Here is a 20,179-nt window from a genome sequence, read left to right as displayed (position 1 = left end):
CTGACTGCCAGATCCTGCGTGGCAGTGGATCACGGGACGCTGTCTGGTGCTGTTCCGAGGAGCTCATCGGGTCCCTGCGGTGCTAGCCGGCTCCGTGGCCGGGGGCCACTTCCTCGCCGGCCTTGACCGGCCCCGGCGGAGTGCCTTGGCCGAACGGGCTGCCCCCCAGGGACTCCCTGCCGTGGGCGCTCAGCCACCCGGACAGCTCCGGGCCCGCGGGGACGATCTGGGTGGGATTAATGTCCTCATGCACGATGTAGTAGTGCTGCTTGATCTGCACGAAGTCGATGGTGTCCCCGAAGCCGGGCGTCTGGAAAAGGTCCCGGGCATAACCCCACAGCGCAGGCATTTCGGTGAGCTTGTTCCGGTTGCACTTGAAGTGGCCGTGGTAGACGGCGTCGAAACGCGCGAGCGTGGTGAAGAGCCGGACGTCCGCCTCGGTGATGGAGTCGCCCACCAGGTACCTCTGGCCGGAGAGCCGTTCCTCCAGCCAGTCCATCGCGTTCCACAGCCGGGTGTAGGCAGCATCGTAGGCCTCCTGGGACCCGGCGAAGCCACACCTGTAGACACCGTTGTTGACCTCGGTGAAGACGCGCTTGTTAACGCTGTCGATTTCCCCACGCAGATGCTCCGGGTACAGCCGCGGCGCACCCGGGCGGTGGAAGTCCGTCCATTCCGTGGAGAAGTCCAGCGTGATCTGGGGGTAGTTGTTGGTCACCACCGCGCCGCTGGCGATCTCCACCACCGCAGGAACCGTAATACCGCGCGGGTAGTCCGGGAAACGGCGGAAGTAGGCCTCCTGCAGCCGCTCGATGCCCAGCACGGGATCCTTGCCGTCCGCGTCCAGGTCAAAGGTCCAGGACCGGGCATCGTGGGTGGGGCCGGGCTGACCGAGGCTGATGGCGTCCTCGAGCCCCAGGAGCCTGCGCACGATGACGGTGCGGTTGGCCCACGGGCACGCCCGCGCGGCAATCAGCCGGTAGCGCCCCGGTCCCGCCGGCCAGCCTGGTTCACCGTTCGGCCCGGGGGTGCCGTCCCGGGTGATGCGGTCCTCAATGTAGTTGGTGTCCCGGGTGAACTCGCCGCCGGTGACATAGGCGCCCTTTGTACTGTGGGGTTCCGTGCTGCGGGGCTCCGCGCTGTGGAATTCCCTGGGCTGGGATTCCGCGGCGTGGCGTCCCCTGCTGTGTGCTTCGACTGTGCTGGTCTTCTCACTCATGGCACCAGACTATGTTGCCGCTCCAAAGACCCGCGACATCGGCAGCCAGGCAGCCACCCAGCACGCTGCTACCACCAGCGAGAACAGGGTGATCCAGACGCCTGACGGCACGGCGGTGGCGCGGTAGAGGATGTAAGCGTCGGAGGACCGCAACTGGTCCCGGCGGCGGAGGTGGACGTTTGTGAGCTTGAGCAGGTCCCGGACGGCGGCAACGAGGAGGGCCAGGCCCAGAATGATCGCCACATGGCCGGTGAACGCTGCGGGCACATTGATGATCATGGCCGCCACCGCCACCACCGCCCCGAGGAGGATGAGCACGCCGGCGGCGTTGCGGATGAAGATCAGCGAGACCAGCAGGACCAGCAGTCCGGCAGACAGGGCGGCCGGGCCCCAGCCGCTGAAGCCCGCCCACACCAGGGCGGCGCCGGTCACTCCGGGAACGGGATAGCCCCAAAAACCTGACCAGACGGCGGCGGCACGTCCCCGGGTGTAGGAGGTGGTGGTGCCGCCGTGATTCAGCTGCAGGCGGATGCCGCCCAGCCGCTGGCCGCTGGTCAGGGCAGCAAAGGCGTGCCCGAGTTCATGGGTGATTGTTGCGAGCAGGCCGAAATAGCGCCAGGTTGCGCGGGGAACGGACAGCACCGCCGCAATAAGCAGGACAGCCACGAGCTCGGTGACGGAGACCGCGGGAACGGCCGTCTGGGTGAATCCGGCAGCCACCCGGTCCCACCATTGTTCGGGCAGGGACGGGCCGGGGACTTGCACATAAACCATAGGAGTCAAGGCTACAGGGGCTGTGCCTTTCGGGTCCGGCTCACAATCCGGGCAGCGTGGGCGGATCCTCCGTCAGCGATGAAGCGTCGTCCGGAACCACCAGATGCAGCATGCTTTCCACGGGGGCTTCACCCATCGCGACAAGGAGCTCATTGATTGACATCTGCCCGGCAAGTTCACCGGGATGTTCCTCTTCCATACCTAGAACATATGTGCGAATGCCGCCGGCAGCGGCGAAAGACACGCGGCAACACCTGATCACGGGCGCTGCCCGTCCCATGCGGTGCGGGGTTGTAGCAGTGCGGCCCGGAGGGGGTCCACGATTGAAGTACACACCAATCCCGAGAGAAGGAAATCATGGCCACGCTGAAGGAACGCCTGCACGGGGACGTCGTTGCACATCTGAAGGAGCACAACAAGGTGGCCCTGGGCACCGTGCGCAGCGTCCTGGGCGAGATCGAAACCCGGGAGAAGTCCGGCAAGACGCCGGTGGAGCTCGACGACTCGCAGGTGACGGCACTGCTGCAGAAGGAGGCGGCGAAACGGCGCGACACGGCCCGCATCTACACGGAAGCCGGGGAAACGGGGCGGGCCGCGGCGGAAGTCGCCGAGGCGGAGGTCATTGAGGCTTACCTGCCGAAGGCCCTCTCTGCTGCTGAAGTGGAAAGCATCGTGGACGAGGTCATCGGGGGCTTGCGGGCCGACGGCGCCGAGCTGTCCGTGCGGCACATGGGAGCCGTGATGAAGCCGGTCACGGCCCGGGTGGCAGGCCGCTTCGACGGAAAGGCCGTGAGCGACATCGTCCGTCAGCGGCTCACCTGAACAAACGCCGTGCCACGGCATCCCGGCAACCTCCGGGCAATCGACACTGTCCGGCAATGGGAGGACGATAAAGGTACACCAACTGTTAGGAGGTCGGTGATGTGCTATTCATCGTGTGAGGGATGGCGGAATTACAGGAAGGAAGCGGCTAAGGAGGCTGAGGGACGCCCGGAAGCAAGGCCGGCCGAGACCCCTGAACCCCAGGTGCAGGCTGAGGAAAGCAGGATGTGGGCCTACCTCGCCCGTCTGGAGGAAACCGCTGACCATGAGCCTGGCCGCATCCGCGAGAACGCGTAGGCACAGCAAAGAAGGGCCCCGCCGCTGCGGGGCCCTTCTTTCTTCCTTCCACTTGGCCTTTTGCTAGAGGAGGCCTGCCGCTATGTCCTGCCCGATCCGGCGCAGCAGGGCGGCTGACAGCGCGGGGTCCCTGGCGGAGTCCCGGTCGGTGTAGTCTGCCAGCGTGTAGACCCGGCTCAACGCCATCTCGGCCCAGCGCTCCCTCGGCAGCAGAGAACGGCCAGCCACCGCGATGATGGGGCGGCCGCCCGAGCGCCGGGCGACGGCGGCTGGAAGTTTCCCGGCCAGGGTCTGTTCGTCGATGCTTCCCTCGCCGGTGATGACGACGTCGCAGCTGTCCTTTCTGGTGTTGAAGTCCAGCAGGTCCAGGAAATAATCGGCGCCTGACACCTGCGTGGCACCCAGCAGCAGGCAGGCGAAGCCGAGTCCTCCGGCGCTTCCGGCACCTTCGTGGTTGGCCAGGGCTTCGGCCCGGAGGTCGCCTGCCTCGGCCAGTTTGGACACGTAGTGTGCCAACCCGTCGTTGAGGGCTGTGATCTCTTCCGTTCCGGCACCCTTTTGGGGGCCGAAGACGGCGGGTGCGCCTTGGCGTCCGAGCAGCGGGTTATGGACGTCGCTGGCGACGATGAAGTCCGTCTCGTCCAGTTCCGGCAGGCCGGTCCGCTCGACAGCGTGGATCTGCGCCAGGGACTTGCCGCTGCCGGAGAGCTGGCGGCCCTCCGCATCCAGGAAGCGGTAGCCGAGGGCGGTGAGCATGCCCATGCCGCCGTCAGTGCTGGCGCTGCCGCCCAGGGCCATGACGACCCTGGCCGGGTTGAGGCTGAGGGCGAAGAGGACTGCCTCGCCGAAGCCGCGGCTGGAGGCATTCAGCGGTTCCAGCTTCCCGTTTGGCAGCAGCGCCAAACCGCAGGTGTTGGCGACCTCGACGACGGCGGTGGTTCCGTCAAACGCGATGCTTGCCTGGACGGGCTGGCCGGTGGGGCCGGCCACGGTGTAGCAGCGGCGGGTGAAGCCGGAGGTGACGGCGGCATCGACGCTGCCGTCACCTCCGTCCGCCAGGGGGAGGAGTTCGCAGCGGACCGCTCCGGCTTTGCCGGACGCATCAGATACGGAGCGCAGCCCGGCGGCCAGGGCCTCGGCTACCTCGCCGGCGGTGAGGCTGCCTTTGAACTTGTCAGGCGCGATGAGGGTCCGGACGGTTTTCGGGGCGGTTGGGCTGGTCATGTCAGACGGTTTCCGAGTAGGCGGGGCGACGGTCGTTCGTGGAGGATGTGGCGTCGGTGGCGGGTCCTGCGTGCCTGGCGCCGGTTTCCTTGGGGGCGTGGTGGCCGTACTCGGCCAGGTCGTCGTCGATGTCGGTGACTTCGGCGAGGTGGACGGGGTCCTCGGACGGCATGGGCTCGACGGTTTCGCCGTTGAAGACGCGGCGGACACGGTCGGCGTCGAGGGTGCGGTCCCACCAGGCGATGAAGAGGGTGGCGACGGCGTTGCCGGTGAAGTTGACGAGCGCCCGGCACTCGGACATGAACTTGTCAATGCCGAAGATGAGCATGATGCCCGCGGCGGGGATGGTGCCGATGGTGGTCAGGGTTGCGGTGAGGGCGATGAAGCCGCCGCCGGCAACGCCTGCCGCGCCCTTGGAGGTCAGCAGCATGACAGCGAGCAGGCCGAGCTGCTGGCCGATGGTGAGGTCCGTGTTGGTGGCCTGGGCGATGTAGAGGGCGGCCAGTGAGAGGTAGATGGCGGCGCCGTCGAGGTTGAAGCTGTACCCGGTGGGGACAACGAGGCCGACTGTTTCCTTCTTGACGCCGGCGTGCTCGAGCTTGCGCATCAGGCCTGGCAGGGCCGGTTCGGCGGTAGAGGTGCCGAGGATGAGCATGTATTCCTCTTTGAAGTGCTTGAGCATCTTGAAGATGTTCAGCTTCAGGAAAGCCATGATGGAGCCGAGCACGATCACCACGAAGAGGATGGAGGTGATGTAGAACAGGGCGATCAGCCCGCCCATGCTGGTCAGGGAGGAGACACCGAACTTGCCCACCGCGTAGGCCATCGCGCCGAAGGCACCGATCGGGGCGGCCTTCATGATGAAGCTCAGGATCTTGAACATCACCCCGGTCAGGCGCTGCACGCCGTCCAGGACCGGCGCGCCGACCTTGCCCATGGCATTCAGGGCGATGCCAAAGACCACGGCGATGAAGATGATCTGCAGGATGTCGCCTTCGACGAAGGGACCGACGATGCTCTTCGGGATGATGTGGGTGAGGAACTCCCACCACTGCTGGTTCTGGCCGGCGTCAATGAGTTTCGCGGCAGATTCGGAGGTCTCGATCTTGCTGGCATCGGCGTTGACGCCTTCGCCGAGCCGGAAGACGTTGATGGCCACCAGGCCGAAGGTCATGGCGCAGATGGTGCCGATCTGGAAGTAGGTCAGGGCCTTCAGGCCGGTCATGCCGACCTTTTTCAGGTCGGCGACACTGGCGATGCCGCCCACGATCGTGAGGAACACGATGGGGCCGATGAGCATCTTCATCGCATTCACAAAGGTGGTGCCGATGGGTTCCATGGCGACGCCGGTGCTCGGCGTAAGCCATCCGACGAGGATGCCGATGACGATGGCGGTCAGCACCCAGAAGTACAGCTGCCTGTACCAGCGGGTCTTGCGGGCCGGCGCGGTGCCGGCGGTGGTGATGTGGTCCATGATTCCTACCTCATTGTGGAATGTCGCTGGAGACGTTCTGAAGTGTATGGGGGGCGTTCGACGGCGGCCCAAGGGTCCCTACGCGAGCCTGCGAGCGTTGGGGAGGGACATCCGCGACGACGGCGGCCCGCCGGCCGCCGTCGTCGTTTCAGTTAGACGGCGACCGGGGCGAGGGTCAGGGCCTTGATGATGGCCTCGGTGACATCGTCGGTGTTGGCGTCGCCTCCGACGTCGCGGGTCAGGTGGCCGGCACCTGTTGCTCCTTCAATGGCCGCCTCAACCTTGCGGGCCTCTTCGTGCAGGCCGAAGTGGTCCAGCATCAGGGCGGCGCTGGCGATTGCGCCGATCGGGTTGCTGATGCCCTTGCCGGCAATGTCCGGGGCGGAGCCGTGGACCGGTTCGAACATGGACGGGAAGCGGCGCTCGGGGTTCAGGTTGGCGCTGGCCGCCAGGCCGAGGCTGCCGGCCAGCGCCGAGCCCAGGTCTGACAGGATGTCCGCGTTCAGGTTGGACGCAACCACCACGGACAGGTCCTCAGGCTTGAGGATGAACTTTGCGCTCATGGCATCAACCAGGACACTTTCAGTCTGGACGTCCGGGTAGTCCAGGGCCACGCGGTTGAAGGTTTCGTCCCAGAGGACCATGCCGTACTGCTGGGCGTTGGACTTGGTAACCGAGGAAACCTTCTTGACCGTGCGGGTCCGGGCCAGGTCGAAGGCGAAGCGCATGATGCGCTCGCAGCCCTTCTCGGTGAACAGCGCGGTCTGCAGGGCGACTTCGTTGCCCGGACCGCGGCCGCTGAGGTTGCGCCCGCCCAGTCCGGCGTATTCGCCTTCGCTGTTCTCGCGGACCACGATCCAGTCGAGTTCGGTGTTGTCCGCCTTCCGCAGCGGGGACTGGACTCCGGGGAGGAATTTGACCGGGCGGATGTTGGCCCACTGGTCGAAGTTCTGCGTGATGTTCAGGCGCAGGCCCCAGAGGCTGATGTGGTCCGGGACGTTTTCCCAGCCGACGGCGCCGAAGTAGATGGCGTCGAAGTCCTTCAGAACTTCCAGGCCGTTGGGGTCCATCATCTGGCCGGTCTTTTCGTAGTAGCCGCAGCCCCAGGGGAACTCCGTCCACTGGAAGGCGAACTTGCCGCCGGAGTTCTCTGCCAGGGCGTCCAGCACGCGGCGGCCTGCGGAAACCACTTCCTTGCCGACGCCGTCTGCGGGGATTGAAGCGATGCTGAATGTCTGGTTGGCGCTCATGCCGACCTCCTCGTTGAGTGTGTTGGCAGCGTGATCCTGTTAGCGGGGTCACACCGTTTTTCTTCCTCTTCAAGTAGACGGTCCGGCGGCTACGCGCGTCCAAGACTAAGTTTCGATACGGGAGATAGGATCTGCCTATCAATCTGGAACCTTACCGGTGTCGGGATCCTGCACCACGTGCAGCTCAGCAACCTTCAGGAACGCCCGGGCGGCAGGCGTCAGGTCTTCCCTCCTGCTCAAAATCGCAACATCGAGGTGGGAAACCGGTTCGATCTGCAGTGTGCGGAGCCCTGCCTTGTGCGCCGTCGGCGCCCAGGAGGAGGGCATGACAGCGTGTCCGACGCCGGCCAGCACCAGGGGCAGGATGGAGGTCCGGTGTGCCACTTCGACGACGATTTCTGTGTTCACGCCCCGCGCCAGCGCATCGTCCACAAGCCAGCGCATCAGCGAACCGCGCTGGCTGGCGATCAGCCGGTGGCCGCCCAGGTCTTCGCGCTGGATGGTGGTCCCCGGGGTGAACGTGTCCGCCTGCGGGTTCACGATGAGGATCAGCGGCTGGCGTTCGAGGTCCAGCACGTTGACTCCCGGGACCCGGATGGGGCTTGCTGAGCCGGCGAGCCCGATCTCCGTGCTGCCGGTCCTGACGGATTCAATGACCTCCTCCGGCGTAAATGCTGCGCTGACGTTGAGGCGGACGGAGGGGTGGAGCCGGGTGAACCCGGCGATCATGGAGGTCAGCGGCTCGATGCCCGGGGATGGCATGGTGATGATGTCCAGCCGGCCGCTCCGCACGCCGCGGAGTGACTGTACTGCGGACTGGGCAGCGTCCAGGTCGCGCATCACCAGCCGGGCGGGGCCCACAAGTTCCTTTCCGGCTTCACTGAGGACGGCCCGGCGCCCGATCCGGTGGAACAGCGGCACACCCAGGTCCTTCTCCAGGCTGGCGATGGTCTGGGACAGGGACGGCTGTGCAATGAGCAAGTGCTCTGCCGCGCGGTTGAATCCGTCGTGGTCAACGACGGCCAAAAAATACTTCAGCTTTCGCGTGTCCACGCCAGCTCCTATCCCGGTGCGCTCTGCTGTTTGCCCCGGGCCCTGCGATGGACTCTGCGGTGGAACCACCTGCCGAGGCCCTGATAGCTTACGCCTATCAGCGGCCGGGTTGGTGTGCTTCAGGGCTGTCCGCGGGCCGCCGGATCTGCTGGCATACTCGGAGCATGGCCGTCACCTTCGAATGCACCACACGGACAAGCATGGGCATGACCGAGCTGTTTGACCGTTCCCGAAGCATTGACGCGCACAAGCAGTCGATGGCCAACTCCCGGGAGGAAGCCATTGGCGGCGTTACGTCCGGGCTGATTTCGCTGGGGCAGGAGGTGACCTGGCGCGCCTGGCACTTCGGGCTGCCGATACGGATGACGAGCCGGATCACCGAGATGCAGGCACCCCGTTACTTCGTTGATGAACAGGTCCGGGGGCCGTTCCTCCGCTTTCGCCACGTCCACGAATTCAGTGAGGTCCCGGCCGGAACCGTCATGGTGGACCGGATCGACTTCGCGGCACCCTTCGGTCTCCTGGGACGCCTTGCGGAGAAGCTGTTCCTGGCGCGCTACCTCCGCAAGCTCATTGACACGCGCAACCTCCACCTGACCGCCGGCGCACGGGCGTCATAACCGGACCAGAAACCGTGGCCAGCCCTAGTCACCGGCTGCGCTCAACGGCCGGCAATGAGCTCCGCGACCCGGTCCAGCTCTTCCTCGAGGTTATAGAAATGGGTCGCCAGCCGGATCCTGCCGGCCCGGACGGACACCACCGCGTTCGCATGGCGCAGCCTGGCCATGACGGCGTCCGGGTCGTCCACCGGAACGGAGATGATGGTGGACCGGTGCCGTTCGGGGAAGGACAGGAAGTCCACGCCCTCCGCTTCCAGCGCGTTCCGCAGGTGCAGGGCAAGCCGCGCGTTACGCTCGAGGACCGCGCCAATGCCGAACCGGCGAAGGACGGCAAGGGCCGCCTGGTCGGCCAGTGCCGGGAACCACGCCAACGAAGCGTCCAGCTTCGAGGCTGTCGGCGACAGGTCCATGTCCGGGCCGAGGAAGCTTTCGAGCGGCAGCCGGGCAGCCTTCCAGCCCGGCAGGACGGGTTGCAGGCCGCCGATCAGCCCCGGGCGGACGTAGAGGTAGCCCATGCCCCGCGACCCGAGCAGAAACTTGTGGCTGGCCGTGGCCAGAAAATCCACCCCGTCGCGCTTCACGTCAAGGGGCACGGCACCGGCCGCCTGACAGGCGTCAACGAAAAACCAGGCGCCTGAGCCGGCGGCAATGCGGCTGATCGATGCCAGGTCTGCCCGGAATCCGGTGACGGGATGTACGGCGCTGACGGCGATCAGGCGGGTTCCGCCGTCGGCCGCCCGGCTGAGGGCCTCGGCCGGCACCACGTCCCTTTCCGGAGCGACGGCACGTACGTCGTAGCCACGCTCCCGGAGCAGGAGCCAGGGGTAGTAGTTCGAGGCAAACTCGTTCTCGGCCACCACGATGTTCTCCCCGCTTCTGGCGGGTGGCAGATTGGCGGCCACAATCCCCGCCGCGGTGCTGACGGCGGGGACGATGGCAATGTCTGCCGCTGCGGCTCCAATGATCTCGGCGAACATGCCACGGGCCTCCTCACCCGCCTGCTCTGCTTCCATCCAGTCGAACCGCCCGGTGGACCAGCGCTCTACAGCCAGTTCGTAGGCTTCCCTGGCAGGAGCGCAGCCCACGCACATGGTGGCGGTGTTGAGGTAGATGGTGTCTTTGAGCCCGGGGAAAAGCCCGCGGATGTCGCTGACGTCCATGGCATGGGCCGTCCCTCAAGCGTTCACTTCGGCGGCGTGCAGGTGACCGTCGTTCCTCCCCGGACCAGCCGGTCGCGAACGGCGATCGAATCATCGACGAACGTGCAGCTCGTTCCGTCGGGCAGAGTCCGCGTGCTTGAGCCGTCGATGCTGACCATCGTCGCGTCGTAGATCAGCGGGTCCAGCCAAAAGCTGAAGACGCTTTGCACGCGGTGGCTGCCGACGGACGTTTCCTCCGTTCCGTCGTCGTAGGTGGTGGTCATCGTGGACGTTCCCGTGCTGCGGAAAAGTGCCCGCCCCGTCGGGGTGTGGACCTCAAGGTAGCGCTCCGTTGCGGTGGAGCAGACCGTTATGCCGAACTCCTCGATGGGAATGCACCACGACGATTCGATGGTTTCGACGCCCTGCGTAGCAGCGGCGTTAGCCGGCAGTGCTGCAACGGGCGCCAGGAGTGAGGCACCACCGATGCCGAGAACCACAGGGCGCATGATCTTTCCAAACATTCTGAGACCAGCCTTTCGACGGAACGGAGGACCCCGGACCGGCAGATAAAGCTCCGGGGACTTCCCTCAGAATAAATCCAGATGCTGGATAAAAATAGTCTGAAAACACTAACAGAAGGGCCAGCCTGACTGGCGCGGGCTGGCCCTGTAGCACGCTACGGGGTTAGAGGGGCCGCCGGGCAATCTTCCTGACCCAGGCCGGGCTCTCGATGCCCTGCTTCTTGTCTGTCGACAGGCGGAGCCGGGCTGCACGAACAATGACGCGCTCCTGTGCAGGACTGACATATCGCTTCGGGCTTTCGTCCGCAGTCTTCTTTTCGGCTACTGCACTCATTGCTCACCATCCTCAGGGTCGTCTGTCACCCCATTGTCCGGCAACGGCGGCAACAGGTCCAGCGTGGCCTCGCCGTTCTGGAGCGGTCGCTTCCAGGCTTCGGCAATAATCTCGGCCTCCTCCGGACCGGCCAGATTGCTGGTATTGAGGAGCTCCAACACAGCGAGGCCCACATCCTGTTTCTCCTCATTTTCGTCCATGGCAGCTTCGAACGCCCACTGGGCGCGGCGCCACCACTCGGCCCGGCTGTCGGCTTCACGCTTCTGGGCCAGCGCCTTTTCATCGGCGACCGTGCGTTGCCGCAGGGTGTTCCAACCGATGAACGCGGCAAGCAGCGCACCGAGCAGGACTGCCAAGGGGCCCAGTGCTGCCAGAATCTGCCACCACTCGGCGGGTCCGGTGTGGACGAAGACATCCAGCGGAGTCGGTGAAGGGTTTGGGGTCACCGAACCAGCCTAGGCCGTGTCACGCCGGGCCACGTGCGTTTCGAGCGCCTGCGCGGCGACTCCCCGGGACACCTGGCCGGCTACACCGGCGCCGGCCCTCCGGGTTCAACGAAACGCTGGGTCCGCTCGATCTCCACAACCTTCGGGTCCGTTTCATCAGCACCGTAGTCAGACCGGCGCGTCTTGTCCTCTCCCTGGGGCACCTTGAGTGCGCGCAGCACCAGGGTAAGCACGACGGCGACAACCAGGTTGAGCACGAACGCCGACACGGCGATGTACACCGTGAAGCCTGTTCCCGGGATGGGAGCAAGGGAGCCGCCGAAGTGTGCGCGCGTGACGGGGTTGATGACGTTGTAGGCCGATGCGGTGCCGAAGGCTATGCCCACGGCCCATCCGGCCAGCAGCGCCCACCGGTCGAACCACCGCGTGTAGAGTCCTGCGACAACAGCGGGGAACGTCTGCAGAATCCAGATGCCGCCCAGCAGCTGCATGTTGATGGCCGCGGACTGGTCCATGGCAATGACGAAAATCAGCGCGCCGACCTTCACCACCAGGGAGACGATCTTGGACACCTTCGCCTCGGTCTTCGGGTCGACATCAGGCCGGAGGAAGTCCCGGTAAATGTTGCGGGTGAACATGTTTGCCGCGGCAATGGACATGATCGCCGCCGGCACCAGCGCGCCGATGGCGATGGCTGCCAGGGCCACGCCGGCAAACCACGCGGGGAAGTGGTCCAGAAACAGCTGCGGGACCACGAGCTGCGGGTTGACCTGCCCGTTGAGGTCGATCGGCCGGGTGCCCGCCTTAATGGCCACGAATCCCAGCAGCGCAAGGAAGCCGAGCATCAGGGAGTACAGCGGAAGAATCGCGGCGTTGCGCCGGATCGTGTTGCGCCCCTTGGACGCGAGCACGCCGGTGATGGAGTGCGGGTACATGAACAGTGCCAGGGCCGACCCGAGCGCCAGTGTCCAGTAGGCCGAGAAGTTGGCAGCCGACGGGATGAACACCCCGGTGGGCTTCCCTGTCGCCTCGTTCACGGTGTCCAGCTTCGTCTTCGCCGCTCCGAAGATCGCGTCCCAGCCGCCGAATTTGATCGGCAGGTAAATGACCGCGACGATCACCGCGAGGTAAATGAGCAGGTCTTTGACGACGGCGATCATCGCAGGCGCCCGCAACCCCGAGGTATAGGTGTATGCCGCCAGCACGACGAACGCCAGGATGAGTGGCAGGTCTGTCAGCAGCACGTTCTCGGAGCTGCCCAGCCCGAGCACCGTCAGCACAGCCTTGATGCCCACAAGCTGCAGGGCGATGTAGGGCATGGTAGCCACGATGCCAGTGACGGCGATGGCAAGGGACAGCCACCGGCTCCCGTAGCGGCCGCCCACGAAGTCCGCCGAGGTGACGTAGCCGTGCCGGTGGGACACCGACCAGAGCCGGCTCATGATGATGAAGATGATCGGGTAGAGGACGATCGTGTACGGCACCGCGAAGAAGCCGCTGACAGCGCCTGTGGCCCACATCGCCGCAGGAACGGCGACGAACGTGTAGGCGGTGTAGAGGTCCCCGCCCAGCAGGAACCACGTGATCCACGTCCCGAAGCCGCGGCCACCGAACCCCCACTCGTCCAGGCTGTGCAGCCCCTCGCTCTCTGCCGTCCGGCGCCACCGGGCGGCCATGAAGCCCATGACGGCGACGATGACGAAGAGCAGCACCACGATGATGAGGGCGGTCCAGTTGATCTCGCGCCCGTTCATGGCCGTTCATCTCCGTTTGCTGCGTCGCCGCCGGACCCGGCGGCGCCAGCGCGGGCCGCTGCCCGCCGTCGCCGGTCTTCCGTTGTCACAAGCCTGTACGCCACGGCGCTCAAGGCCGCGGAAATGGGAACCCAGAGCAGCTGGTACCAGTAGAAGAACGGCATGCCGCCCAGGGTCGGGGCGTTGAAGGAGTAGGTCTGCGGCATCAGCGGGAGCAGGATCGCCAAGGAAAGCAATACGCCGGCGACGACGGTACGGCGCGCGCCGCGCCCGACCACGGGTTGCAGTGTTGCGGGTTGGCCGTCCGGCGCCAGGGGGAGCCCCCGGGACGGGGCGCTGTTTCGGGTCAGGACGATCTTGATGGGACACCCGACGACCTCCTTGTCAGCCCGTCTCCCGGACTCCGGGTTCCCGGGGCCCGGTGAGGCGAAGGTTACAAATGTTGCCCTCCAGTTCCTTTTTACGCCCGTCGGCGGCGCTCCGGAAGAGCTCGATCAGTGCCGTCACAGTCAGTAACGCGCCTGACATTCGTGGTCATCTTCGGCGCGTTTTCCGGACGTCTTCCAATGGATCCCGCCGTCGAGCCCTGCCTCTGTAGGCGCCGCCGGACCCAAGTGTGGGTTTGCCGTGGCGCGTGCACTCCCGCCGTTCAAAGAGAAACGAAAAAGTTCAGGGAGAAACGAAAAAACCCCGGGAATCCATTGGATTCCCGGGGTTTTCCCTTTGTGCGCGGAGGGGGACTTGAACCCCCACCCCCTTTCGAGGACTAGCACCTCAAGCTAGCGCGTCTGCCATTCCGCCACCCGCGCAGGTGGTATTTCGGAGGACTCTCTCACGCCTTTCAGCGGTTCGCTTCTCTCCGAAGCAGCGAGAAAAACTCTAACACGAACTTTCCGGAAAGATGGAATCGAGCGGACTGGGTAGGCTGAACCCGGGTGGTCCGGCAGCCAAAAACCGCCAGAACCCGCATGAATCCGCGTATTCCCCGCATCAAGGAGTGATCAATGACACACGTACGGCCCGAGGATGAAGTCGTCACCATCTGCCAGGAGCTCATCCGCATCGATTCATCCAACTATGGGGACGGCTCGGGTCCCGGCGAACGTGCGGCGGCCGAATACACCGCCGGCCTGATCGCTGAGGTGGGGCTGGATGCGGAAATCTTCGAATCAGAGCCCGGCCGGGCCAGCGTGGTCACCCGCATGGCGGGGGAGGACCCCTCCGCCAGTGCCCTCGTGGTCCACGGCCACCTGGACGTGGTGCCTGCCCTCCGCGAGCAATGGTCCGTGGACCCGTTCAGCGGCGAGCTCAAAGACGGACTGATCTGGGGCCGCGGCGCAGTGGACATGAAGGACATGGACGCGATGATCCTGTCCGTGCTGCGCAACTTCGCCCGCACCGGGCGCAAGCCCAAGCGGGACATCATCTTTGCGTTCTTTGCCGACGAGGAGGCCGGCGGCGTGCACGGCGCCCAGTACGCGGTGAAGCACCGGCCCGAACTGTTCGAGGGTGCGACGGAGGCCATCTCGGAAGTCGGGGGCTTTTCGACCACCATCGGCGGCCAGCGGGCGTACCTCCTGCAGACGGCGGAAAAGGGCATCTCCTGGCTGCGGCTGGTGGCGCACGGCCGTGCCGGCCACGGGTCGCAGATCAACACTGACAACGCCATCACCCGGCTCGCCGGCGCGGTGACCCGCATCGGCGAATACCAGTGGCCCATCGAGCTCACCGCCACCACGCGCCAGTTCCTGGACGGCGTGACGGAACTGACCGGCGTCGAATTCGATCCCGACAACCCGGAACTGCTGCTGAAGGAACTGGGCACGGTAGCCCGCTTCGTGGGGGCCACGCTGCAGAACACGTCCAACCCGACGCTCCTTGGCGGCGGCTACAAGCACAACGTCATCCCCGAGTCCGCAGAGGCACTCGTGGACTGCCGGACCCTCCCGGGCCAGCAGGACCAGGTTCTCGAGATCGTCCGCGAGCTGGCGGGCAGCGGCGTTGACGTCAGCTACGTGCACAACGATGTTTCCCTGGAAGTGCCATTCGCCGGCAACCTGGTCGACTCGATGATCGACGCCCTGCACTCCGAAGACCCGGGCGCGAAGGTTCTTCCCTACACCCTGTCCGGCGGCACCGACAACAAGTCCCTCTCCAAGCTTGGCATTACCGGCTACGGCTTCGCGCCCCTGCAGCTGCCGGACGACCTCGACTTCACCGGCATGTTCCACGGAGTCGATGAACGGGTTCCGGCGGAATCCCTGAAGTTCGGCGCCCGCGTCCTGAACACGCTGCTCACCAACTACTGAGGCCGGCGGTGGAACCGGAACAGCTGCTTCCTGACAGCCTGCTCGCGCGGGTCCGCGGGAGGGCTGCGGAGTACGACGAACAGAACCGCTTCTTCGCCGAGGATCTTGAGGAACTCGCCGCCGCCGGATACCTGAAGCTTTTCGTGCCGGAGTCCGACGGCGGCGCGGGACTTGGCCTGGAGGCTGCGGTCCGCTGCCAGCGGCGGCTGGCGACGGCGGCCCCGGCCACCGCGCTGGCCGTCAACATGCATCTGGTCTGGACCGGGGTGGCCCGCGTGCTGGCCGCACGCGGCGACTCCTCGCTGGACTTCGTGCTGCAGGAAGCGGCGGCGGGGGAGATTTTCGCCTTCGGCAACTCAGAGGCCGGCAACGACTCCGTCCTGTTCGATTCCCTGACGGCGGCCACGCCCCTGCCGGACGGCGGGTACTCGTTCACGGGCACCAAGATTTTCACGAGCCTCTCGCCGGCCTGGACGCGCCTGGGCATCTTCGGCAAGGACCCGGCCGCACGGGACGGCGACGGAGAACTGGTGCACGGGTTCATCGATCGGGACACGGCCGGCTACCGGATCCTGGAGGACTGGAACACACTGGGCATGCGCGCCAGCCAGTCCAACACCACCATCCTGGACGGCGCGGTTGTCCAGCCCGGCCGCATCTTCCGGAAGCTGCCGGTGGGCCCCAACGCCGATCCGCTGATCTTCGCGATCTTCGCCTGCTTTGAAACCCTGCTGGCCGGCGTTTACGCGGGCATCGGGGAGCGGGCCCTGGTGCTGGCCGTGGAAGCCGCCAGGCGCAGGACATCATTCAAGAATGGCGGCCGGAGCCTGGCCCAGGACCCTGACATCCGCTGGAAGGTGGCCGAGGCCGCCCTGGCCATGGATGCGCTGTACCCGCAGCTTTCGGTGGTGGCCGGAGATGTGGACCGCCTGGCGGACCATGGCAGCCAGTGGTTTGCCAGGCTGGTGGGCGTCAAGCTCCGGGCCACGGAGACGGCGCGGACGGTGGTGGATCTCGCCATCCGGGTCTCCGGCGGCTCCAGCTACTTCAGGGGTTCGGAGCTGGAGCGCCTGTACCGGGACGTCCTGGCAGGCATGTTCCACCCCTCGGACGACGAGTCTGCGCACAATACGGTTGCCAACGCCTGGCTGGGCCCGCTAGAAGATTAGCCAGGCTCCATGTGGAAGCAGGCGCGCACCATCGAGGTGCGCGCCCGGCGGGCCGGAGCGGCCTAGACTGTGCGCTGCACCTGCGTGACCCGGCGGCGAAGCCAGAAGCGCCTGCCGCCGCCCACGTAGAGCCTGCTGCGCTCGAGTTCCCACTTGCCGTACTCGGAGTGTTCCACGAGCCGGCGCCGGGCTTCGGGCAGGGAATCGTCAGGACCGACCGTCAATACGAGGTACTCGTATTGACGGGCGTAGTCCCTTTCCCGCAGGACCGAGCTGGTCAGAAAATGTTCCTTCATTGCTCTCCATTTTCGTCCTTTTCCCGCTAACGTGAAGGCATGAGCATCGATCCGCGTGTCGCGCTTCAGTCCCTGACTGCCGCTTTGGAAGAACACCTTGCAGCCGCCTCGGCCCGCCGCGGGGATGGTGACCCCTCAGTGGAGGCGGCATTCTTTGCTGTTGCCGATGCCTTCGAAGTCTACGAGGACGCCCTCTATGAGGCCTACAACGAAGTGACGCCGCTCCAGGTTTTCGATGACGAGGAAGACGAAGAGGAAGACCAGGAAGCCGACGACGAGGATCTGGAAATCGTCGAGGAGTAACGCAGCCGGATGCGGTCCGGCCCCGGTCAGGCCTGGTTGCTGGAGACATCCTCGAGGGCGCGCGCTATTTCCGCCGGAAGCGGCGTGAGCTGGGCGTCAAGAATTTCCTTGAGCTGGACCGGCGTGCGCGCGCCCACGATGGCGGTCGCCACTGCGTGCCGGGACAGCAGCCAGCTCAGCGCAACATCCAGGGACGACCGTCCCAGGCCACGGGCCGCCATGGCAACAGCCTCGACCACCTGCGATGAGGGCTGTTCAAGGTACGGCTCCACGTAGGTGGCCAGCCGCGTGCCGGCCGCCCTGGAGTCGGACGGCACATGGCCGCGGTACTTGCCCGTGAGGACGCCGCGGCCCAGCGGCGCCCACGCCATCAGCCCCAGGCCCGCATCCTCGATGGCCGGCACCAGCTCCGCCTCGGGCTTGCGGCGGAGCAGCGAATATTCGGACTGGTTGGCCACGAGCGGGAACCCGGCCACCGCTGCGGCTTTGGCAGTCTGCCAGCCGTTGTAGTTGGCGATTCCGGCATACCGGGCCCGTCCGCTGCGGACGGCGAAGTCGAGGGCGGACAACGTCTCCTCCAGCGGGACATTGGGGTCCCACGCCTGGGCGAGCCAGAGGTCAACGTAGTCGGTGCCAAGCCGCGCAAGGCTGGCGTCCAGGCCGGACAGCATGGCGTTCCGGGATGCGTCCACGCGCTGCCGCCCGTCCGACGGCGACACCCCTGCCTTGGTGGAGATGACCACTTCCGTGCGGGAGACGACGTCGCCCAGCATTGACCCGAGCATGGCTTCGGCCTGGCCGTCGGCGTAGGAGGCCGCGGTGTCCACAAGGGTCCCGCCGGCGTCCACGAAGGTGCGCAGCAGCTCCGATGCATCCTGCTCGTCCGTTTCGCGGGACCACGACATGGTGCCCAGGGAGAGGGAGGAGGCGCGGAGCCCGCTGTTGCCGATGTAACGCTGCTGCATAGCAGTTAGCTTACGGGGAAACCACCTGCATCATGACGTAGGGTCTTAGCGTGAACTGGATTGAAGCGGCCCTGCTGGGTCTTGTGCAGGGACTGACCGAATTCCTACCTATTTCATCGAGCGCCCACCTGCGGATTGTGGGCTCCTTCCTGCCGAATGCGGCGGACCCCGGAGCGGCCTTCACCGCCATCACGCAGCTCGGCACGGAGACCGCCGTCATTGTCTACTTCTGGCGGGACATTGTCCGGATCGTGAAGGCCTGGTTCGGCTCGCTGTCCGGGCGGGTTTCGCGCCAGGACCCGGACGCCAGGATGGGCTGGCTGGTGATTCTGGGCAGCCTGCCCATCATCGTCCTGGGCCTGCTGTTCCAGGACCAGATCGAATCGGTCCTGCGAAGCCTGTGGATCGTGGCCACGATGCTCATTGTCTTCGGCCTGATCCTCGCCGTGGCAGACGCCGTCGGCAAGCAGGACCGGGACCTCTCCAGGCTTACCTACAAGCACGGCATCCTCTACGGCTTCGCCCAGGCCATGGCGCTGATCCCCGGCGTTTCACGCTCCGGCGGCACCATCACGGCCGGGCTCCTTATGGGTTACACGCGTGAAGCCGCCGCCCGCTACTCCTTTCTCCTTGCCATCCCGGCGGTGTTCGGCAGCGGCCTTTACCAGCTCTTCAAGGTGGTGGCCAAGGACGGCGTGAGCGGTCCCTTCGGGCTGGGGGAGACGGCCCTGGCAACGGTCATTGCGTTCGTCATCGGCTACGTCATCATCGGCTGGTTCCTGAAGTTCATTTCAACGCGCAGTTACCGGCTTTTTGTCTGGTACCGCATCTTCCTGGGCCTCGCCCTGTACCTGCTGCTCGGTTTCAATGTCATCAGCGCCTAGCACTAGGCTTGGTCTGTGAAGTCCTGGATCTCCCGCCCCGTGCCTGTCCTGCCGGGGGAAATGCCCGCGCTCCGCTTGTTTGACACAACAGAAGAGCGCGCAGTAACCCTGAACGCCGATGGCGCAAAGTCGATGTATGTCTGCGGGATCACCCCGTATGACGCGACCCACATGGGTCACGCCGCCAGCTATGTCGCGTTCGATCTGCTGAACCGCGCCTGGCGCGACGGTGGCCAGCAGGTTGCCTACGTCCAGAACGTCACCGACATTGATGACCCGCTGCTGGAGCGCGCAGAGGCAACCGGCGTCGACTGGCGCGAGCTCGCGGCCAGCCAGATCGAGCTCTTCCGCACAGACATGGAAGCCCTCAACGTCATCGCCCCCGATCATTACATCGGCGCCGTTGAAGCCATGCCGCTGATCGTCCCCGCCATTGAACGGCTCCTGCACCAGGGACTGGCCTACCGCGTTAACGGCACCCCGGGCGAGCCCGACGGCGACGTCTACTACGACGTCGAGGCCGCCAGCAAGCACGCCGTCGGCGTGGACGCCTGGAGCCTCGGCGCAATCTCCGGACTGCCGGAAGCCGAGATGCTGGAGCTGTTTGCCGAACGGGGCGGCGACCCCGGCCGGGCAGGCAAGCGCCAGGCCCTCGATCCCCTCCTGTGGCGGGTGGCCCGCGACGGCGAGCCCAGTTGGCCCGGCGGCGAACTGGGGGAGGGCCGGCCCGGCTGGCACATCGAGTGCACCGTCATCGCCCAGAAGTACCTCCCCGCGCCCTTCACCGTGCAGGGCGGCGGCTCGGACCTGGTTTTCCCGCACCACGAGATGGGTGCCGGGCATGCCTACTCGCTGTCCGGGGTTCCCCTCGCCGAGCACTTCGCCCACGCCGGCATGGTGGGACTCGACGGCGAGAAGATGTCCAAGTCCAAGGGCAACCTCGTCCTGGTCTCCAAGCTGCGCGCTGCGGGCGAAGAACCCGCAGCCATCCGCCTGGCCATCCTGGCGCACCACTACCGGTCCGACTGGTCCTGGACGGCGGAAGGCTTCGAGGAGGCCAAGGCACGCCTGAAACGGTGGCGTTCAGCCCTGGCCGCGGCGCCGGCCGGAACCGCCACGGAACTGATCGGGCAAATGCGAGGGGCCCTGGCCGACGACCTGGACGCCCCCGCTGCGCTGGCCGCCGTGGACCAGTGGGCAGACGCTGCCCTGAACAACCCCGCGTCCCACAGCACGGGCAGCGGGTCCGAAGCAGACCAGGCACTGGTGCGCGACGCCGTCAACGCGCTTCTCGGCGTCGAACTGTAGCGGCCGAAACCTGTA

The 20,179-nt window shown here is 65.9% G+C and carries 22 protein-coding genes and 1 tRNA gene; 7 read left to right on the top strand and 16 right to left on the bottom strand.

Going from position 1 to position 20,179, the window contains the following annotated elements; all coding sequences use genetic code 11:
- Positions 1-82: 82 nt before the first annotated feature.
- Genes ARGLB_RS11110 through ARGLB_RS23590 form a run of 3 tightly spaced genes read right to left on the bottom strand, consistent with a single transcriptional unit; the run spans position 83 to position 2,192 of the window.
- Positions 83-1,219, bottom strand: a complete 1,137-nt coding sequence (locus ARGLB_RS11110) for a glutathione S-transferase family protein (RefSeq protein WP_003802297.1) — start codon at positions 1,217-1,219, stop codon at positions 83-85.
- A gap of 9 nt (positions 1,220-1,228) precedes the next feature.
- The gene (locus ARGLB_RS11105) at positions 1,229-1,993 is read right to left on the bottom strand and encodes a M50 family metallopeptidase (protein WP_003802294.1); all 765 of its coding nucleotides are present in this window, start codon (positions 1,991-1,993) and stop codon (positions 1,229-1,231) included.
- Positions 1,994-2,033: 40 nt separating this feature from the next.
- Positions 2,034-2,192, bottom strand: coding sequence for a hypothetical protein (locus ARGLB_RS23590; RefSeq protein WP_175304982.1), 159 nt, complete (start codon positions 2,190-2,192; stop codon positions 2,034-2,036).
- 158 nt (positions 2,193-2,350) lie between these two features.
- Here ARGLB_RS23590 and ARGLB_RS11100 point away from each other — a divergent pair, with 158 nt between their 5' ends.
- A complete protein-coding gene (locus tag ARGLB_RS11100; RefSeq protein WP_003802291.1) occupies positions 2,351-2,815 on the top strand; it encodes a GatB/YqeY domain-containing protein in 465 nt (154 codons plus the stop codon).
- A gap of 360 nt (positions 2,816-3,175) precedes the next feature.
- On the opposite strand, the gene ARGLB_RS11095 is transcribed toward ARGLB_RS11100, so the two are convergent.
- From ARGLB_RS11095 to ARGLB_RS11080, 4 genes are all read right to left on the bottom strand, one after another.
- Positions 3,176-4,336: a glycerate kinase gene (locus tag ARGLB_RS11095; protein ID WP_003802287.1), complete on the bottom strand. Its 1,161-nt coding sequence runs from the start codon at positions 4,334-4,336 to the stop codon at positions 3,176-3,178.
- Position 4,337: 1 nt separating this feature from the next.
- Positions 4,338-5,810, bottom strand: coding sequence for a C4-dicarboxylate transporter DctA (gene dctA / locus ARGLB_RS11090; protein ID WP_003802284.1), 1,473 nt, complete (start codon positions 5,808-5,810; stop codon positions 4,338-4,340).
- Between the two features lie 152 nt (positions 5,811-5,962).
- Positions 5,963-7,060 (bottom strand): tartrate dehydrogenase, encoded by a 1,098-nt coding sequence (locus ARGLB_RS11085; protein ID WP_003802283.1) that lies wholly within the window; start codon positions 7,058-7,060, stop codon positions 5,963-5,965.
- Between the two features lie 138 nt (positions 7,061-7,198).
- Positions 7,199-8,113 (bottom strand): LysR family transcriptional regulator, encoded by a 915-nt coding sequence (locus ARGLB_RS11080; protein WP_003802281.1) that lies wholly within the window; start codon positions 8,111-8,113, stop codon positions 7,199-7,201.
- A gap of 164 nt (positions 8,114-8,277) precedes the next feature.
- Here ARGLB_RS11080 and ARGLB_RS11075 point away from each other — a divergent pair, with 164 nt between their 5' ends.
- A complete protein-coding gene (locus ARGLB_RS11075; RefSeq protein WP_043418790.1) occupies positions 8,278-8,733 on the top strand; it encodes an SRPBCC family protein in 456 nt (151 codons plus the stop codon).
- Between the two features lie 41 nt (positions 8,734-8,774).
- Here ARGLB_RS11075 and ARGLB_RS11070 read toward each other — a convergent pair whose 3' ends face one another.
- From ARGLB_RS11070 to ARGLB_RS11045, 7 genes are all read right to left on the bottom strand, one after another.
- Positions 8,775-9,893 (bottom strand): aminotransferase class V-fold PLP-dependent enzyme, encoded by a 1,119-nt coding sequence (locus ARGLB_RS11070; RefSeq protein ID WP_003802278.1) that lies wholly within the window; start codon positions 9,891-9,893, stop codon positions 8,775-8,777.
- A gap of 23 nt (positions 9,894-9,916) precedes the next feature.
- Complete coding sequence (locus ARGLB_RS11065) at positions 9,917-10,381, bottom strand: hypothetical protein (protein ID WP_139023316.1); 465 nt, start codon at positions 10,379-10,381, stop codon at positions 9,917-9,919.
- Between the two features lie 178 nt (positions 10,382-10,559).
- Positions 10,560-10,730, bottom strand: a complete 171-nt coding sequence (locus ARGLB_RS23585) for a hypothetical protein (protein WP_003802276.1) — start codon at positions 10,728-10,730, stop codon at positions 10,560-10,562.
- Positions 10,727-11,176, bottom strand: coding sequence for a hypothetical protein (locus ARGLB_RS11060; RefSeq protein ID WP_003802275.1), 450 nt, complete (start codon positions 11,174-11,176; stop codon positions 10,727-10,729). Before ARGLB_RS11060 ends, ARGLB_RS23585 begins: the two co-directional genes overlap by 4 nt.
- A gap of 80 nt (positions 11,177-11,256) precedes the next feature.
- The gene (gene mctP / locus ARGLB_RS11055; RefSeq protein ID WP_003802274.1) at positions 11,257-12,930 is read right to left on the bottom strand and encodes a monocarboxylate uptake permease MctP; all 1,674 of its coding nucleotides are present in this window, start codon (positions 12,928-12,930) and stop codon (positions 11,257-11,259) included.
- Positions 12,927-13,208 (bottom strand): DUF3311 domain-containing protein, encoded by a 282-nt coding sequence (locus ARGLB_RS11050; RefSeq protein ID WP_003802273.1) that lies wholly within the window; start codon positions 13,206-13,208, stop codon positions 12,927-12,929. The genes mctP and ARGLB_RS11050 overlap by 4 nt, the downstream gene beginning before the upstream one ends.
- Before the next feature lie 448 nt (positions 13,209-13,656).
- Positions 13,657-13,739 (bottom strand) — tRNA-Leu (locus ARGLB_RS11045).
- Positions 13,740-13,934: 195 nt separating this feature from the next.
- On the opposite strand from ARGLB_RS11045, the gene ARGLB_RS11040 reads away from it, so the two are divergent.
- Both ARGLB_RS11040 and ARGLB_RS11035 read left to right on the top strand, forming a co-directional pair.
- On the top strand, positions 13,935-15,239 hold the full coding sequence (locus tag ARGLB_RS11040) for a M20/M25/M40 family metallo-hydrolase (protein WP_003802272.1): 1,305 nt from the start codon (positions 13,935-13,937) through the stop codon (positions 15,237-15,239).
- A gap of 8 nt (positions 15,240-15,247) precedes the next feature.
- Positions 15,248-16,408 (top strand): acyl-CoA dehydrogenase family protein, encoded by a 1,161-nt coding sequence (locus ARGLB_RS11035; protein ID WP_003802271.1) that lies wholly within the window; start codon positions 15,248-15,250, stop codon positions 16,406-16,408.
- 62 nt (positions 16,409-16,470) lie between these two features.
- On the opposite strand, the gene ARGLB_RS11030 is transcribed toward ARGLB_RS11035, so the two are convergent.
- Positions 16,471-16,704: a DUF5703 family protein gene (locus tag ARGLB_RS11030; RefSeq protein WP_003802269.1), complete on the bottom strand. Its 234-nt coding sequence runs from the start codon at positions 16,702-16,704 to the stop codon at positions 16,471-16,473.
- Between the two features lie 39 nt (positions 16,705-16,743).
- Between ARGLB_RS11030 and ARGLB_RS11025 the strand changes: the two genes are divergently transcribed.
- Positions 16,744-17,007, top strand: a complete 264-nt coding sequence (locus tag ARGLB_RS11025; protein ID WP_003802267.1) for a hypothetical protein — start codon at positions 16,744-16,746, stop codon at positions 17,005-17,007.
- A 26-nt stretch (positions 17,008-17,033) separates the two neighbouring features.
- Here ARGLB_RS11025 and ARGLB_RS11020 read toward each other — a convergent pair whose 3' ends face one another.
- A complete protein-coding gene (locus tag ARGLB_RS11020; protein WP_003802264.1) occupies positions 17,034-17,972 on the bottom strand; it encodes an aldo/keto reductase in 939 nt (312 codons plus the stop codon).
- Positions 17,973-18,022: 50 nt separating this feature from the next.
- Between ARGLB_RS11020 and ARGLB_RS11015 the strand changes: the two genes are divergently transcribed.
- Together ARGLB_RS11015 and mshC are read left to right on the top strand one after the other, a co-directional pair.
- A complete protein-coding gene (locus ARGLB_RS11015) occupies positions 18,023-18,856 on the top strand; it encodes an undecaprenyl-diphosphate phosphatase (protein WP_043418788.1) in 834 nt (277 codons plus the stop codon).
- Positions 18,857-18,871: 15 nt separating this feature from the next.
- The gene (mshC, locus tag ARGLB_RS11010) at positions 18,872-20,164 is read left to right on the top strand and encodes a cysteine--1-D-myo-inosityl 2-amino-2-deoxy-alpha-D-glucopyranoside ligase (protein WP_003802261.1); all 1,293 of its coding nucleotides are present in this window, start codon (positions 18,872-18,874) and stop codon (positions 20,162-20,164) included.
- Positions 20,165-20,179: the final 15 nt, after the last annotated feature.

It is taken from the genome of Arthrobacter globiformis NBRC 12137 (assembly GCF_000238915.1).
In the GTDB taxonomy this organism is placed as follows: domain Bacteria; phylum Actinomycetota; class Actinomycetes; order Actinomycetales; family Micrococcaceae; genus Arthrobacter; species Arthrobacter globiformis.
This window is presented reverse-complemented; position numbering and strand designations above follow the sequence as displayed.